The organism is Micromonospora sp. MGP-C2, assembly GCF_057766525.1.
Genome location: NZ_JBYMEN010000002.1, coordinates 102,508 through 121,463 on the forward strand (window position 1 = coordinate 102,508; position 18,956 = coordinate 121,463).

An 18,956-nucleotide genomic window follows, 5' to 3' on the forward strand; every position below is an offset into this window, starting at 1 on the left:
CCATGGCGAACGAAGATCGGCTCCGCGAATACCTCAAGCGCGTCACCGCCGAACTGCACGAGACCAGCGAGCGGTTGCAGGAAGTGGAGGCCCGGCACCGCGAGCCGATCGCCATCATCGCCATGAGCTGCCGGTTCCCCGGTGGCGTGGACTCCCCGGAGTCGCTGTGGCAGCTCGTCGACTCGGGTGTCGACGCCATCGGGGAGTTCCCCGCCGAACGCGGCTGGGAGGTGGAGAAGCTCTACCACCCCGACCCAGACCATCCCGGTACGTCGTACACCAGGCACGGTGGCTTCCTGCACGACGCCGGTGACTTCGACCCCGCGTTCTTCGGCATCTCACCACGGGAGGCGCTGGCCACGGACGCGCAGCAGCGCCTGCTGCTGGAGACGTCCTGGGAGGCCTTCGAGCGCGCCGGCGTCGACCCGGTCGCCCTCAAGGGCAGCCGGACCGGGGTCTTCACCGGCGTGATGTACCACGACTATGCCGCGCTGGTCGGCGAGCTGGGCGACTCCGCCGAGGGTTCGCTGGGCACCGGCAGCACCGGCAGCATCGCGTCCGGCCGGATCGCCTACACGTTCGGCCTTGAGGGCACCGCCGTCACCGTCGACACCGCCTGCTCGTCGTCCCTGGTCGCCCTGCACCTGGCCGCCCAGGCGCTGCGCCAGGGTGAGTGTGACCTCGCGCTGGCCGGCGGCGTCACGGTGATGGCCACCCCCGGAGCGTTCCTGGCCTTCTCCCGCCAGCGGGGCCTCGCCCCGGACGGCCGCTGCAAGCCGTTCTCCGACGACGCCGACGGAACCGGTTGGGGTGAAGGCGTCGGCATGCTGCTGGTGGAGCGGCTCTCCGACGCGGTCCGCAACGGGCACCCGGTGCTCGCCGTGGTGCGGGGGAGCGCGGTCAACCAGGACGGCGCCTCGAACGGCCTGACCGCGCCGAACGGGCCGTCGCAGCAACGCGTCATCCGGGCGGCGCTGACCAACGCCGGCCTGGGCACCGCCGACGTCGACGCGGTCGAGGCCCACGGCACCGGCACGACGCTGGGCGACCCGATCGAGGCGCAGGCACTGCTGGCGACCTACGGTCAGGACCGACCCGCCGACCAGCCGCTGTGGCTCGGCTCGGTCAAGTCGAACATCGGCCACACCCAGGCCGCCGCCGGTGTCGCCGGCATCATCAAGATGGTCATGGCGATGCGCCACGGCCGGATTCCCCGCAGCCTGCACGCCGACCAGCCGTCCACGCACGTCGACTGGACCGCCGGAGCGGTCCGCGTCGCCGCCGAGCCCCAGCCGTGGCCGCAACGCCCCGGACCCCGCCGCGCGGGTGTCTCCTCGTTCGGCGTCTCCGGCACGAACGCCCACATCATCCTCGAAGAGCCCGCGCCGGCCGCCGTCCCGGCGGGGGAGCGGCCCTCGGCCAGCGGGGTGGTGCCATGGGTGATCTCGGCGCGCTCCCCGGAGGCGTTGCGGGGGCAGGCCGCCCGGCTCGTGCCGGTGGAGGCCGACCCGGTGGATGTCGGGTTCACCCTGGCCGCGCACCGGACGGCACACCCGCAGCGCGCCGTGGTGTTCGGGCCGGAGGAGTTGGCGGCGCTGGCCGCTGGTGAGCCGGGGTCGGTCACCGGGTCGGTGGTGCGCGGGAAGACGGCGTTCGTGTTCTCCGGTCAGGGGTCGCAGCGGCCGGGTATGGGTCTGGGGTTGGCGTCGTCGTTCCCGGTGTTCGCGGAGGCGTTCGACGCGGCATGCGCGGAGCTGGACCTCCACCTCGACCGCCCGTTGCGCGAGGTGATCGCCGAGGGCGACGACCTGGATCAGACCGTCTACACGCAGACGGCGTTGTTCGCGGTCGAGGTGGCGTTGTTCCGCCTCGTTGAGTCGTTCGGTGTCACCCCGGACTTCCTGGTGGGGCATTCGATCGGTGAGATCGCCGCCGCGCACGTGTCCGGGGTGCTGTCCCTGTCGGATGCGGCGAAGCTGGTCGCCGCCCGAGGCCGGCTGATGCAGGCCCTGCCGTCGGATGGGGTGATGGTCGCGGTTCGCGCCACCGAGGCCGAGGTGCTGCCGCTGCTGACCGACGGGGTGTCCATCGCCGCCATCAACGGTCCCCGCTCGGTGGTGCTGTCCGGCGCCGCCGATGAGGTGGCCGCGGTGGCGGCGAACTTCAAGAAGTCCAAGCGGTTGCGGGTCAGTCACGCGTTCCACTCGGTGCTGATGGAGCCGATGCTGGCCGACTTCGCTCAGGTCGCGGGTTCCTTGACCTACGCCGAGCCCCGGATCCCGGTCGTGTCGAACGTGACCGGGCAGATCGCGGAGACGCAGGACGCCGACTATTGGGTGCGGCACGTGCGGGAAGCGGTCCGGTTCGCCGACGGCATCGCCACCCTGGAGGGCCTGGGCGTCGCGACGTTCGTCGAGATCGGCCCGGACGGGGTGCTCTCGGCGATGGGCGTCGACTGTGTGACGGACGCGGTGTTCGTACCCGTGCAACGCTCTGACCGCGACCAACCGACCACGCTGCTCACCGCCCTGGCCCAGGCCTTCGTGCGCGGCGTCGCGGTCGACTGGACCCAGTGCTACCCCGGCGCGCGGCGCGTCGACCTGCCCACCTACGCCTTCCACCACCAGCGTTTCTGGCCCGTCGGCACCGGCACGCCCACCGGCAGCGGCGGCACCGGCCACCCGATGCTGGACACCGCCATCACCCTCGCCGGCGCGGACGAACTCGTCGTCACCGGCCGGTGGACTCTCGCCACCCAGCCCTGGCTCGCCGACCACGCCCTCTCCGGGACGGTCGTCGTCCCCGGAGCGGCCCTCGTCGACCTGGCCCTGGCCGCCGGCGACCGGGTCGGCTGCGACCGGGTCGAGGAACTCACCACCGGAACACCGCTCACCCTCGGCAACGACGCCGTGCACGTCCAGGTCCGGGTCGGACCCGCCGACAACGACGGGCGTCGTGCCGTCGGCATCCACGCGAGCCCCGACGGCGAGTCGTGGGTCGAGCACGCCGCCGGCGTACTCATGCCTGACCGTGGCGCGGCGAACCCGCCGCCGACCACCTGGCCGCCGTCCGGCGCGGCCGCCGTCGCCCTGGACGGCCTCTACGAAGCCTTCGCCGACCGCGGCCTGGTCTACGGCCCGACCTTCCGCGCGCTGCGCGCCGCGTGGCGTGACCACGAGCAGGTGTACGCGGACATCGCCCTCGACGACACCGTGCAGACCGAAGGCTTCCAGCTGCACCCGGCTGCCCTCGACGCCGTCCTGCACGCCATCGGCGCCGGTGACCTGCTGCCCGCCCACGCCGACGGCGCCAGCGTGCCCTTCAGCTGGTCCGGCGTCACACTGCACGCGATCGGCGGCGCCGCCGTCCGCGCCCGGATCCGCTCCCTCGGCGCCGACGCCGTCCGACTGGACCTCGCCGACGCCACCGGCCAGCCGGTCCTCACCGTCGACCGTCTCGTCCTGCGCCCGCTCACCACCCCGACCGCCGGCGCCGCCACCGCCGACGCGCTGCTGCACCTCGGCTGGCTTCCGCTGGCGCCGTCCGCCGCGAGCGTCACCGGCCCGGTGGTCATCCACCGGGTCGACCCCGCTGGCGACGACGTCGTCACCGGCACCCACGACCGCGCCGCCGCCGTCCTGGAAACCCTCCAGTCCTGGCTGGGCGCCGGGCCGCAGGAAGGCGAACGGCTGGTCGTCGTCACGACCGGCGCGGTCGCCACTGCCGGCGAGCCGGTCACCGACCCCGGGGCCGCAGCCGTCTGGGGACTCGTCCGGGCGGCTCAGTCCGAGCACCCCGGTCGCTTCGTCCTGGTCGACGTCGACGGCACGGACGAGTCCGAGGCGGCACTGCCGGGGCTGCTCGCCACCGGGGAACCGCAGGCCGCGTTGCGCGACGGTGACGCGACCACGCCGCGGCTCACCCGACCACCGTCCGGCAGCGAGCCGCGGGCTCTCGATCTGACCGACGGCACGGTGCTGGTCACCGGCGCCACCGGGCAGCTCGGCCGGTACGTGGCGCGGCACCTGGTCACCGCGCACGGCGTACGCGACCTGCTGCTGCTGAGCCGCCGTGGCGCTGACGCACCGGGTGCGGCGGAACTCCTGGCGGAGTTGTCCGAGCTGGGGGCGTCCGCGCGGGTGGTCGCGGTGGACGTGGCAGACCGGGCGGCACTGGCCGAGGTGGTCGCCGGCGCCCCGGGGCTGTCCGGCGTGGTGCACGCGGCCGGTGTGCTCGACGACGGGGTCATCACCGGGCTGTCCGCGGAGCGGTTGTCGGCGGTGTTGCGGGCGAAGGTGGATGCGGGGTGGTATCTGCACGAGTTGACGCGGGATCGGGAGTTGTCGGCGTTTGTGTTGTTCTCGTCGGCTGCGGGGGTGTTCGGCAACGCGGGCCAGGGCGCGTACGCGGCCGGCAACGCGTTCCTCGACGCCCTGGCACAGCACCGCCACGGGCTCGGACTGCCGGCCACCTCGTTGGCCTGGGGACCCTGGGACGTCGGCATGGCGGCCGGTATCGACGCCGCCGACCGGGAACGCCTCCTCCGGGGTGGCGCCCGGGAACTCACCGCGGAGCAGGGCCTCGCGCTCTTCGACCGGGCGGCTGCCGAGGACACGGCCGTCACCGTGCCGGTGCGGCTCGACCTGCGGGCGATCCGGGCAGCCGGGGCCGTCCCGGCCGTCCTCCAGCACCTGGTACGCGTCCGTCGTACCGCTGCGGCCTCCGCGCCGCTGCGTGACCGCCTCGCGAACCTTGATCATGAGGCTCGTCGGGCTGTTCTTTTGGATGTGGTGTCGTCGCGGGTGGCGGTGGTTTTGGGTCATCCGCAGGGGTGGTCGGTGGATGGTGGTCAGGCGTTTGGTGAGTTGGGTTTTGATTCGTTGACGGCGGTGGAGTTTCGGAATGGGTTGGCGGCGGTGACCGGGTTGCGGTTGTCGGCGACGACGGTGTTCGACTACCCGACCCCGGATGCGCTTGTCGATCATCTTGTGGCTGAGTTGGTGGGGACGGCCGCTCCGGTCGCGGCGGTGACGGCGGCGGTGGCTGTGGATGAGCCGATCGCGATCGTCGGGATGGCCTGCCGTTTCCCGGGTGGTGTGGATTCCCCCGAGAGTCTCTGGCGGTTGGTCGAGTCCGACGGTGAGGGGACAGGCGACTTCCCGACCGATCGCGGTTGGGATCTGGAGACTTTGGCGGAGACGTCCCTGACGGGCCGGGGCGGCTTCCTGCCGAACGCTGCGGACTTCGACGCGGAGTTCTTTGGCATTTCACCGCGCGAGGCGTTGGCCATGGACCCGCAGCAGCGGTTGTTGCTGGAGGCGAGTTGGGAGGCGTTGGAGCGGGCCGGAATTGAGCCGTCCTCCTTGCGCGGATCTGACACGGGAGTGTTCGCCGGTCTGATGTACCACGACTACGCCGGCCTGGCCCAGCAGAGCCCCGATGGTCTCGAGGGTTTTTTGGGGACGGGTAATTCGGGGAGTGTGGTGTCGGGTCGGGTTTCGTATTCGTTTGGGTTTGAGGGTCCGGCGGTGACGGTGGATACGGCGTGTTCGTCGTCGTTGGTGGCGTTGCATTTGGCGGTGCAGGCGTTGCGTGGTGGTGAGTGTTCGTTGGCGTTGGCTGGTGGGGTGACGGTGATGGCGACGCCGTCGGCTTTTGTGGAGTTTTCGCGGCAGCGTGGGTTGTCGGTGGATGGTCGGTGTCGGTCGTTTGCGGAGGGTGCGGAGGGGACGGGTTGGTCTGAGGGTGTGGGTGTGTTGTTGGTGGAGCGGTTGTCGGATGCGGTGCGGGGTGGGCATCGGGTTTTGGCGGTGGTGCGGGGGAGTGCGGTTAATCAGGATGGTGCGTCGAATGGTTTGACGGCGCCGAATGGTCCGTCTCAGCAGCGGGTGATTCGGGCGGCTCTTGCAAACGCGGGCCTGGGCAGCGTCGATGTCGACGTGGTGGAGGCGCATGGGACGGCGACGAGGTTGGGTGATCCGATCGAGGCGCAGGCGTTGTTGGCCACCTATGGTCAGGGCCGTCCCGACGACCGGCCGTTGTGGCTCGGTTCAATCAAGTCGAATCTGGGTCACACGCAGGCCGCGGCGGGTGTTGCGGGGATCATCAAGATGGTTGAGGCGATGCGGCATGGGGTGTTGCCGCGCACGTTGCATGTGGATGCGCCGACGTCGCAGGTGGATTGGTCGGCTGGTGCGGTCCGGTTGTTGACCGAGGCCCAGCCGTGGTCGGCTGACGGGCGCCCACGTCGGGCGGGGGTGTCGTCCTTCGGGATCTCCGGCACCAACGCCCACGTCATCATCGAAGAGCCGCCCACCGTGGACGTCTCCTCCGAGGCGAAGCCGGAAGCACCCGAGGTGGTGCCGTGGGTGTTGTCGGCCCGGTCGCCGGAGGCGTTGCAGGGGCAGGCCTCCCGGCTCGTGTCGGTGGAGGCGGACCGGGTGGACGTCGGGTTCACCCTGGCCGCACACCGCACGACGCACGCCCATCGGGCGGTGGTGTTCGGGCCGGAGGAGCTGGCGGCGCTGGCCAACGGCGAGCCGGGGCCGATCACCGGGTCGGTGGTGCGTGGGAAGACGGCGTTCGTGTTCTCCGGTCAGGGGTCACAGCGGCCGGGCATGGGTCTGGGGTTGGCGCCGTCGTTCCCGGTGTTCGCCGAGGCGTTCGACGCTGCCTGCGTGGAGCTGGACCGTCACCTGGACCGGCCGATCCGCGACGTGATCGCCGAGGGCGACGACCTGGATCAGACCGTCTACACCCAGACCGCCCTGTTCGCCGTCGAGGTCGCCCTGTTCCGCCTCGTCGAGTCGTTCGGCGTCACCCCGCACTACCTGGTGGGGCACTCGATCGGTGAGATCGCGGCGGCGCACGTGGCCGGTGTGCTGTCGCTGTCCGACGCGGCGAAGCTGGTCGCCGCCCGCGGACGCCTCATGCAGGCACTGCCGACCGGTGGGGTGATGGTGGCGGTGCGGGCCACCGAGGCGGAGGTGCTGCCGCTGCTGACCGACGGGGTGTCCGTCGCGGCCATCAACGGTCCCCGCTCGGTGGTGCTGTCCGGCACGGAGGACGAGGTCGCCGCGGTGGCGACGAACTTCAAGAAGTCGAAGCGTCTGCGGGTCAGCCACGCGTTCCACTCGGTGCTGATGGAGCCGATGCTCGCCGACTTCGCTCAGATCGCGGAAACGTTGACCTACGCCGAGCCCCGGATCCCGGTCGTGTCCAACCTGACCGGGCAGATCGCCGAGAGGCAGGACGCCGACTACTGGGTGCGGCACGTACGGGAGGCGGTTCGGTTCGCCGACGGCATCGCCACCCTGGAGGCCGCAGGCGTCACCACGTTCGTCGAGATCGGCCCCGACGGCGTCCTGTCCGCCATGGGCGCGGACTGTGTGACGGACGCGGTGTTCGTACCCGTGCAACGCTCTGACCGCGACCAACCGACCACGCTGCTCACCGCCCTCGCCCACGTCTTCGTGCGCGGCGTCGCGGTCGACTGGACGCCCTGCCTGACCGGCGGACAACTGATCGACCTGCCCACCTACGCCTTCCAACACCAGCGCTACTGGCCGACCGCGCCCGACACCGCCACCGACGCGGCCGGCATCGGACTCGCGACCGTCGACCACCCGTTCTGGGCCGCCGCCGCCGACCTGCCCGAGCAGGACAGCGTGCTCCTCACCGGCCGCCTCTCCGCCCGCGCCCAGCCCTGGCTGGCCGACCACGTGATCAGCGGCGCACTGCTGGTGCCCGGTGCCGCGCTGGTCGACCTCGCCCTGGCCGCCGGCGACCACGCCGGCCTCAACCACCTCGACGAACTCACCATCGAAGCCCCGATGGTGCTGCCCACCAGCGGCGGCACCCTCACCATCCGCGCGCTGGTCGGCCCGCCCACCGGGGACACCCCGGCCGCGAACGGCGAACGGCGCGACATCACGCTCTACGCCCGCCCGGACGACACCGGCGAATGGCAGCGACACGCCTCCGGCACCCTCACCACCGTCGAGGCGGTCGACACCCCGGGTCACTGGACTCCGGGAGCAACCGACGAGGTGCCGGTCGACGGCGTCTACCCCGGCTTCGCGGAGGTCGGGTTCGACTACGGGCCGCACCTGCGGGGCCTGCACGGTGCGTGGCGCCGCGACGGTGAGCTGCTCGCCGACGTGGCCCTCGCCGACGACCTCACCCCGGACGGTTTCCTGCTGCACCCCGCGCTCCTCGACGCCGCCCTGCACGGCCTCGCCCTCGGTGTCCTCGACGGCGACACGACCGGCCTCCCGTTCTCCTGGACCGGCGTCACCGTGCACGCCACCGGGGCGCGCGCGGCCCGGGTACGGATCAGCCGGGCCGGCACCGACGCGGTCACCCTCGATCTGCGCGACGCCGAGAACCGGCCCGTCGCCACGGTGGACCGGCTCATGCTCCGCCCCTACACGCCGACGACGGGCGCGACGCTGCGCCCGTACCGGATGGAATGGACGCCGATCCCCCAGCTCGACGTCCCCGCGACACTGCTCACCGACCACGCGGATCTGGCCGCGACGCTGGCCGCCGGCCGCGTGCCGGCCGGCCCTGTCCTCTGGTACGCCGAGCCCGGCCCCGCCGCCGACCCCGTGATCGCCGCGCACGCCGCCACCACCCGCGCCCTGGAGGTGCTGCAGTCCTGGGTGGCCGACGAGCGGCTCGCCGGTGTGCGGCTGGTCGTCGCGACCCGGCACGCCGTGCAGACCGGCGACGAGCCGTTGACCGATCTCGCCGGTGCCGCCGTGCACGGGTTGGTGCGCAGCGCCCAGGCCGAACACCCGGACCGGTTCGTGCTGGTCGACATCGACGACGGGCCCGGGTCCGTTGCGCTGCTCCCCGCCGCCGCGCACTGCGGTGAGCCGCAGCTGGCGATCCGCGGCGGAGTGGTCAGCGTGCCGCGACTCGTCCGACCGCCGGCCGAGGAACCGCGCCCGTTCTCCTTTGGCACCGGGACGGTGCTGGTCACCGGCGCGTTGGGCACGCTCGGCCGACTCGTGGTGCGACACCTGATCACCACCCACGGTGTGCGCGACCTGTTGCTGGTCAGCCGTCGCGGCGCGGAATCCCCCGGAGCGACCGAGTTCCTGGCGGACCTCGCAGGGCTCGGTGCGTCCGCCCGGCTGGTGGCCGCGGACGCGACCGATCGGACCGCACTGTCCCAGGCCATCGCCGAGGCACCGGAGCTGACCGGCGTCGTACACCTCGCCGGTGTGCTCGACGACGGCGTCGTCACCGGGCTGTCCGCGGAGCGGTTGTCGGCGGTGTTGCGGGCGAAGGTGGATGCGGGGTGGTATCTGCACGAGTTGACGCGCGATCGGGAGTTGTCGGCGTTCGTGTTGTTCTCGTCGGCTGCGGGGGTGTTCGGCAACGCGGGCCAGGGCGCGTACGCGGCCGGCAACGCGTTCCTCGACGCCCTCGCACAGCACCGCCACGGGCTGGGACTCCCAGCGATCTCTCTCGCCTGGGGGCTCTGGGCCGACGCCAGCGACCTGAGCGCGAACGCCGACCAGCGGCGCCTCGGCCGTGGCGGGGTGCTCCCGCTGACCGCCGAGCAGGGACTCGCCCTGCTTGACGCCGGCTGTGTGTCGTCACCGCCGGTCAGCGTGCCGATCCTCCTGGACCTCGCGGCGGTCGCCGCGTCCGGCAGCGTGCCCGCCCTCCTGCGGCGCCTGGTCCGGCCCGCGCGCAGGGTGGCCGCCGCCGCGACCGACACGTCGTCGCTGCGAGCCCGGCTCGCCAACCTTGACCATGAGGCTCGTCGGTCTGTTCTTTTGGATGTGGTGTCGTCGCGGGTGGCGGTGGTCTTGGGTCATCCGCAGGGGTGGTCGGTGGATGGTGGTCAGGCGTTTGGTGAGTTGGGTTTTGATTCGTTGACGGCGGTGGAGTTTCGGAATGGGTTGTCGGCGGTGACCGGGTTGCGGTTGTCGGCGACGACGGTGTTCGACTATCCGACTCCGGATGCGCTTGTTGATCATCTGGTGGGGGAGTTGGTCGGGACGGTTGCTCCGGTCGCGTCGATGACGGCGGCGGTGGCTGTGGATGAGCCGATCGCGATCGTCGGGATGGCCTGCCGTTTCCCGGGCGGGGTGGATTCCCCCGAGAGCCTCTGGCGGATGGTCGAGTCCGACGGTGAGGGGACAGGCGACTTCCCGACCGATCGCGGCTGGGACCTGGAGACGCTGTTCGACCCGGACGAGTCTCGGACAGACACCTCGTACACGCGCCGGGGTGGCTTCCTCTCCACCGCCGCCGAGTTCGACGCGGAGTTCTTCGGGATCTCACCGCGTGAGGCGTTGGCCATGGACCCGCAGCAGCGGTTGTTGCTGGAGGCGAGCTGGGAAGCCGTGGAACGGGCCGGAATCGACCCGCATTCCCTGCGCGGATCCGACACCGGAGTGTTCGCCGGCTTGATGTATCACGACTACGGGCCATTCGCACAGCAGAGCCCGGACGGCCTCGAGGGTTTTTTGGGGACGGGTAATTCGGGGAGTGTGGTGTCGGGTCGGGTTTCGTATTCGTTTGGGTTTGAGGGTCCGGCGGTGACGGTGGATACGGCGTGTTCGTCGTCGTTGGTGGCGTTGCATTTGGCGGTTCAGGCGTTGCGTGGTGGTGAGTGTTCGTTGGCGTTGGCTGGTGGGGTGACGGTGATGGCGACGCCGTCGGCTTTTGTGGAGTTTTCGCGGCAGCGTGGGTTGTCGGTGGATGGTCGGTGTCGGTCGTTTGCGGAGGGTGCGGAGGGGACGGGTTGGTCTGAGGGTGTGGGTGTGTTGTTGGTGGAGCGGTTGTCGGATGCGGTGCGGGGTGGGCATCGGGTTTTGGCGGTGGTGCGGGGGAGTGCGGTTAATCAGGATGGTGCGTCGAATGGTTTGACGGCGCCGAATGGTCCGTCTCAGCAGCGGGTGATTCGGGCGGCGTTGGGTGCTGCGGGGTTGTCTGCCGGTGATGTGGATGTGGTGGAGGCGCATGGGACGGCGACAAGGTTGGGTGATCCGATCGAGGCGCAGGCGTTGTTGGCCACCTATGGTCAGGGCCGGCCCGAAGACCGGCCGTTGTGGCTCGGTTCAATCAAGTCGAATCTGGGTCATACGCAGGCCGCGGCGGGTGTTGCGGGGATCATCAAGATGGTTGAGGCGATGCGGCATGGGGTGTTGCCGCGCACGTTGCATGTGGATGCGCCGACGTCGCAGGTGGATTGGTCGGCCGGTGCGGTCCGGCTGTTGACCGAAGCCCAGCCGTGGTCCGCCGACGGGCGCCCACGTCGGGCGGGGGTGTCGTCCTTCGGGATCTCCGGCACCAACGCCCACGTCATCCTGGAGGAACCCCCCTCGACAGCGGCCCCGGCCCAGGAGAGGCCCCCGACCAACGAGATGGTGCCGTGGGTGTTGTCGGCCCGGTCGCCGGAGGGTTTGCGGGGTCAGGCGTCGCGGTTGGCGTCGGTGGCGGGTGTGGATCCGGTGGATGTCGGGTTCTCGTTGGTGTCGTCGCGGTCGTTGCACGCGCATCGGGCGGTGGTGTTCAGGTCGGAGGAGTTGGCGGCGGTTGCCGCTGGTGAGTTGGGTCCGGTCGTCGGGTCGGTGGTGCGTGGCAAGGCGGCGTTCGTGTTCTCCGGTCAGGGGTCACAGCGGCCGGGCATGGGTCTGGACCTCTACGACACGTTCCCGGTGTACGCGGAAGCGTTCGACGCGGCCTGCGCTGAACTGGACCGTCACCTCGACCGTCCGCTGCGCGAGGTGATCGCCGAGGGCGGCGACCTGGATCAGACCGTCTACACGCAGACGGCGTTGTTCGCGGTTGAGGTGGCCCTGTTCCGGCTGGTCGAGTCGTTCGGTGTCACCCCGGACTACCTGGTGGGGCACTCGATCGGTGAGATCGCCGCCGCGCACGTGTCCGGGGTGCTGTCCCTCGCCGACGCGGCGAAGCTGGTTGCCGCCCGGGGTCGGCTGATGCAGGCCCTTCCGACCGGTGGGGTGATGGTCGCGGTGCGGGCCACCGAGGCGGAGGTGCTGCCGCTGCTGACCGACGGCGTGTCCGTCGCGGCCATCAACGGCCCGCGCTCGGTGGTGCTGTCCGGGGCCGCCGACGAGGTCGCCGCGGTGGCGGCGAACTTCAAGAAGTCCAAGCGGCTGCGGGTCAGTCACGCGTTCCACTCGGTGCTGATGGAGCCCATGCTCGCCGAATTCGCACAGATCGCCGAAACGTTGACCTACGCGCAGCCCCGGATCCCGGTCGTGTCCAACGTGACCGGGCAGCTCGCGGAGACGCAGGACGCCGGCTACTGGGTGCGGCACGTGCGGGAGGCGGTCCGGTTCGCCGACGGCATCGCCACCCTGGAGAACCTGAGTGTCAGCACGTTCGTCGAGATCGGCCCCGACGGGGTCCTCTCCGCGATGGGCGCGGACTGCGTCACCGACGCGGTGTTCGTACCCGTGCAACGCTCTGACCGCGACCAACCGACCGCCCTGCTCACCGCCCTCGCCCACGTCTTCGTGCGCGGCATCGCGGTCGACTGGACCCGGTTCTACCCCGGCGCGCGGCGCGTCGACCTGCCCACCTACGCCTTCCAACACCAGCGCTACTGGCCGACGCCCGGCACCCGGGCGACGGACCCCACCGACGCCGCCTTCTGGGACGCCGTCGAACGGGCGGACCTCGACGCCCTCACCGCGACCCTGAAACTCGACGACAGCGCCGCCCTCACCCCACTGCTGCCGGCCCTGGCCTCCTGGCGCCGCGACAACACCGCCGGGGCGCTCGGCCGCTACGGCATCGACTGGGCCCCGCTGCCGTCGACCGCCGCACCCACCGGGACCTGGCTGATCGCCGAACCGGCCGATGACACCCGCGTCTCGGACGCCCTCGCGGCAGCCGGCCTGGACCTGCGGCGCGGCACCCCGGACGAGGCCACGATGCGGGACGTCACCGGCGTGGCCGCCGTGGTGGACGACCCCGCGCAGGCCCTGCACGCCGTGCAGACCCACCAGTCCCTGCGCACCGACAGCCCGCTCTGGCTGATCACCAGCGGCGCCGTGGCCACCGGCCCGCACGACCCGGCGCCCACCCCGCCCGCCGCAGCCGTCTGGGGTCTCGGCCGAGTCGCCGCCCTGGAACTCCGCCGTGGGTGGGGCGGCGTCGTCGACCTGCCCGCCGGCCCGGTCGACGGACGGTTGCTCGCCGCCGCGCTGACCGGCTCCGGGGGCGAGGACCAGATCGCCGTCCGTGACGGGCTGCTCGGCCGGCGACTCGTCCCGTCGGCCGGTACGGGTCGACCCTGGCAGCCGCGCGGCACCGTCCTGATCACCGGCGGCACCGGCGCACTGGGCGCGCACGCTGCCCGGTGGGCCGCCGGCCACGGCGCCGACCACCTGGTCCTGCTCAGCCGCCGGGGGGAGGGGGCACCCGGGGCCCTCGACCTGCGCGACGAACTCGCCGCCGCCGGGGCGCGCGTCACGATCAGCGCCGTCGACCTGGCCGACCGGGACGCTCTCGGTGCGGTCGTCGCGGATCTGAACGCTGCGGGTGACACCGTCACCGCGGTGCTGCACACCGCAGGCGTCGCCACCCAGGCCCCGCTCGCGAAGCTGACCGCCGACGCCATCGCCGACGTCATGGCCGCCAAGGTGCTCGGCGCGACGCAGCTGGACGAGCTGTTCCGCGACACGCCGCTGGACGCCTTCGTGCTGTTCTCGTCCATCGCCGGTGTCTGGGGCAGCGGAGACCACGCCGCCTACGCGGCCGCCAACGCGGCACTGGACGCGGTCGCCGAACAGCGCCGCTCCCGAGGGCTCACCGCTACCTCGATCGGCTGGGGCCCCTGGGCGGACGGCGGCATGGCCGCCGACAACGCCGTGGACGAGCAACTGCGCCGACGCGGCCTGCGCCCGATGGCCCCCGAACGGGCCCTGCGCGGGCTGCGCTCGGCGGTCACCGACGACCGTACGAGTGTCGTCGTCGCCGACGTCGACTGGGCGACGTTCGCCCCGGCGTTCATCGCCGTCCGGCCAAGCCCGCTGCTCGACGGTGTTCCGGAGGTCCACGCCCTCACCGCCCAGCCGGAATCCGAGACGGACGACGGCTGGCGGACCGAGCTGCTGGCCCTCACCGGGACCGAGCGGACACACGCGGTGCTGGAGACCGTGCGGACACACGTCGCGGAGGTGCTCCGGCTGGGGTCGGCGCACGCGGTGGACCCCGGCCGTTCGTTCACCGAGATCGGCTTCGACTCGCTGACCGGCGTCGAGCTGCGCAACCGGCTCGGCACCACCACCGGGCTGCGGCTGCCCACCACGCTGATCTTCGATCAGCCGACGCCGGAGGCGCTCGCCGCGTACCTCGAGAACGAGGTTGCCGGGGTGACCGACACGACGCCGGCCGCCGCCGTCGCGGGCCGCACCGACGAGCCGATCGCGATCGTGGCGATGTCCTGCCGCTTCCCCGGCGGCATCGGCTCGCCCGAGGAGCTGTGGCGGTTGCTCGCCGACGGTGGTGACGCCATCGGCGCCTTCCCCACCGACCGGGGCTGGGACCTGGACGCCCTCTACGACCCGGACCCGGACGCCGTCGGCACCACCTACGTCCGCGAGGGCGGCTTCCTGGCCGGGGCCACCGAGTTCGATGCCGGGTTCTTCGGCATCTCGCCCCGGGAGGCGCTGGCCATGGATCCGCAGCAGCGGCTGCTGCTGGAGACCGCGTGGGAGGCGTTCGAGCGCGGCGGTGTGCCGACCGACGCGCTGCGCGGAAGCCAGACCGGGGTGTTCGTCGGCACCAACAACCTCGACTACGGTCCGCTGCTCACCGGTGAGCAGGAAGCCGCCGAGGGGTACGTCAGCACTGGCAACGCGGCGAGCGTCGTCTCCGGGCGGATCTCCTACACCTTCGGGCTGGAGGGCCCTGCGGTCACTGTGGACACCGCCTGCTCGTCGTCGCTGGTCGCCCTGCACTGGGCGAGTCAGGCCCTGCGGCAGGGCGAGTGCGACCTTGCCCTGGCCGGCGGTGTCACAGTGATGTCGACCCCGGGCGCGTTCATCGAGTTCAGCCGCCAGCGTGGCCTGTCCGCCACGGCCCGGTGCCGGGCCTTCTCCGCTGGCGCGGACGGGACGATCTGGGGCGAGGGCGTCGGCATGCTCCTGCTGGAACGGCTCAGCGACGCCGTCGCCAACGGGCACCCGGTGCTCGCGGTGGTCCGGGGAAGCGCTGTCAACCAGGACGGCGCGTCGAACGGGCTGACCGCCCCGAACGGACCGTCGCAGCAACGGGTGATCCGGGCGGCCCTGGCCAACGCGGGTGTGTCGGCCGCCGACGTCGACGTGGTGGAGGCGCACGGCACCGGAACGAAACTCGGCGACCCGATCGAAGCGCAGGCGCTGCTGGCGACGTACGGGCAGGGTCGGTCCACCGACCAGCCGCTGTGGCTGGGGTCGGTGAAGTCGAACATCGGTCACACCCAGGCGGCGGCCGGTGTCGCCGGCATCATCAAGATGGTCGAGGCGATGCGGCACGAGACCCTGCCGCGTACGCTGCACGCCGACCAGCCCAGCCCGCACGTGGACTGGAGCGCGGGAGCGGTGGCGCTGCTCACCGAGGAGCAGCCGTGGGCGCGGACCGGCGACCGGCCGCGTCGGGCGGCGATCTCGTCGTTCGGGTTCAGCGGCACCAACGCGCACGCCGTGCTGGAGGAACCGCCAACCCCGCAGCCGTCGGTTGCCGCCGAGCCCGAGCAGCAGCAGGCGCCGGTGATGGCGCTGCCGCTGTCGGCGCGTACCGAGCCCGCGCTGCGTGAGCAGGGTGCGCGGCTGCGGCAGCGGCTCTCGGCGGGGGCCGATCCGAAGGACGTGATCCACTCGATCGCCACCACCCGCAGTGTCCTGGAGGAGCGGGCGGTGGTGGTCGGCGCCGACACCGACGCCCTGGTCGCGGCGCTTGACACCCTGGTCGCCGGCGGTGACCATGCCGCGCTGGTCACCGGTTCGGCGGTGCGTGGACGGACGGCGTTCGTCTTCTCCGGGCAGGGGTCGCAGCGCCCGGGCATGGGCCTGGAACTGGCCGCCACGTATCCCGTGTTCGCCGAGGCGTTCGACGCGGCCTGCGCGGAACTGGATCGTTACCTCGACCGGCCGTTGCGCGCGGTGATCGCCGACGGCGGCGAGCTGGACCAGACCGTCTACACGCAGACCGCCCTGTTCGCGGTCGAGGTGGCACTGTTCCGGCTGGTCGAGTCGTTCGGTGTGACGCCGGACTTCCTGGTGGGGCACTCGATCGGGGAGATCGCCGCCGCGCACGTCGCCGGGGTGCTGTCGCTGGCCGACGCGGCGAAGCTGGTCGCGGCGCGCGGTCGGTTGATGCAGGCGTTGCCCACTGGTGGGGTCATGGTTGCGGTGCGGGCCACCGAGGCCGAGGTGCTGCCGCTGTTGACCGGCGGCGTGTCGGTCGCGGCGGTCAATGGTCCTCGCTCGGTGGTGCTGTCCGGTGCCGCCGACGAGGTGGCATCCGTGGCCGCGCACTTTGAGAAGTCGAAGCGGCTCCAGGTTTCTCACGCGTTCCACTCGGTGTTGATGGAGCCGATGCTGGTGGAGTTCGCACAGGTTGCGGAGACGTTGACCTACGCGTCTCCGCGGATTCCGGTCGTCTCGAACGTGACCGGGCAGGTTGGTGCGACGCAGGACGCCGCGTACTGGGTGCGGCACGTGCGGGAGGCGGTTCGCTTCGCCGACGGCATCGCCACCCTGGAGAACCTGGGTGTCAGCACGTTCGTGGAGATCGGCCCGGACGGTGTGCTGTCGGCGATGGGCGCGGACTGCGTGACCGATGCGGTCTTCGTGCCGGTGCAACGCGCCGGCCGGGACCAGCCCACCACCTTCCTGACGGCTCTGGCCGGCGCCTTCGTCCGCGGGGTCGCCGTCGACTGGGACACGTGCAGCCCCGGCGGTCGGCGCGTCGACCTGCCCACCTACCCCTTCCAGCGCGTCCGCTTCTGGCCGTCCCCGGTCGAGCGGGCCTCCGTCGACCCGGTGGACAGCGAGTTCTGGCAGGCCGTCGAGGAGGGCGACCTCAGCCCATTGGGTATCACCGGAGACGGCAGCGACCTGCTGCCCGCCCTGACCGCCTGGCGTCAGGAACGGCGGGCCACCCGAGCCCGCGACTCGTGGCGCTACGAGGAGGCGTGGACCCCGACGACCCCGACCGCCACGACGGTCAGCGGGGCGTGGCTGGTGCTCGGCGACGACGCGTACCCGACTGTCGCCGCTGAAGCCCTCGCCGCGTCCGGCGCCGAGGTGCGTGGCGTCCCGGTCCTCGGCCTGGACCGCGCCGCCGTGGCCGACCAGCTCCGCCTGGCCGACGCCGGCGGTCCGATCGCCGGGGCCGTCGCGTCCGCTGGCACCCCCGAGGCCGCGCTCGTCCTCGTCCAGGCGTACGCCGACGCCGCTGTCGACGCGCCGCTCTGGATGGTGACCACCGCGGCCGTCGCCACCGACCCCGGTGACCCGCTCGACCCGTCCGCCGCGGCGGTGTGGGGACTGGGCCGGGTCGCCGCCCTGGAACTGCCGCACCGCTGGGGTGGCCTCCTGGACGTACCCGCCGACTGGGCCGGCGAGCACCTCGCCGCCGCGCTCGGTGGCGGTGAGGACCAGCTCGCCATTCGCGGCGACCGGGTGCTCGCCCGGCGCCTGCGGCACGCTCCCGCGCCCGTCGGCCGGTGGCGCCCGCGCGGCACGGTCCTGGTAGTCGGCGACACCAGCGGCGACATCGCCCGCTGGGCGGCGGCCGAGGGCGCCGACCGGGTGATCGTCACCGAGAGCATCACCGAGGTGGACCACGGCGTGGTCACCCTGGAAACCTGCACCGGCAACGACCGCGCCGACCTGGCCGACCTGCTGACCCGCGTCCGGGCCGACGGCGTCGCGCTGACGGCTGTCGTCCTCGCCGACCGCTCCGAGCCCGCCCCCACGCCCCTGACCGACACCGACCCCGACGCCTGGGACACCCCGGCGGTACGCCGGGCCCGGCACCTGACGGACCTGATCCACGAGGACCTGGACGCGTTCGTCGTCTTCACCTCGGTCGCCGGCACCTGGGGCGGCGGTCTGCAGGCCGCCGCGGCGGTGGCCGCCACCACAGTGGAAGCGCTCGCCCAGCGGGCCGGCGGCACCGCGATCGCCTGGGGACCGTGGACCGGGAGCGACGAACGCCTGCGCCGCCACGGCCTGGCCCCCCTTGCGCCGCACGCCGCCCTCGACGCGATGGCGGCTGCGGCCGCCACGGCCGGCCAGGTCGTCCTCGCCGACGTCGACTGGCCACGGTTCGCGCTCGCCTTCACCGGCACCCGGCCCAGCCGGCTGCTCACCGACCTGCCCGAGGTGCCCGTCTCGGCGGCGGAGCAGGCCCCGGCCGGGGACGCCGGTGCCACCGCCGCGCTGCGCGACGCGTGGCGCGCCCTGACCGAACCGGAACAGGATCGGGCGGCCCTCGACCTGGTACGCGGCACCGTCGCCGCCGTCCTGGGGCACGGCACCCTGGAAGCCGTCCCACCCACCCGGGCCTTCACCGAACTCGGCTTCGACTCGCTCACCGCGGTCGAGCTGCGCAACCGGCTCGGCCGGGTCACCGGTCTCAACCTGCCGCCCACGGCCGCGTTCGACCACCCGACCGCGCTGGCCCTCGCCGGTCACATCCGGCACACGGTCATCGGCGACGGTCTGGACCTGACCGGCGGGCTCTTCGCCGAACTGGACCGTCTCGAAGCGGGCCTCACCGTGTCCACACCGGACAGCACCACCCGCAGCCGGACGGTCCTGCGACTCCAGGCCTTCATCAACCGCCTCAACGACGTCGTCGAGCCGGTAACCGAGGAGGCACCACCGCTCGAAGAAGCCAGCGACGAGGAACTGTTCGCCTTCATCCGCAGTGAGCTCGGTCGCGCCTGAACGCGCCGGGACAAGGAG

Annotated in this window: 1 protein-coding gene; it reads left to right on the forward strand. The window is 72.3% G+C overall.

From position 1 onward, the window contains the following. Positions 1-2 precede the first annotated feature (2 nt). Entirely contained in the window at positions 3-18,938 is an 18,936-nt protein-coding gene (locus AC3CF1_RS00090; protein WP_488449198.1) for a type I polyketide synthase, read from the forward strand. The last annotated feature ends 18 nt before the right edge of the window (positions 18,939-18,956 follow it).

What these genes read in the sequence shown, in the direction of transcription:
- AC3CF1_RS00090 (WP_488449198.1), top strand. Translation starts at nt 3, where the DNA reads ATGGCGAACGAAGATCGGCTCCGCGAATACCTCAAGCGCGTCACCGCC.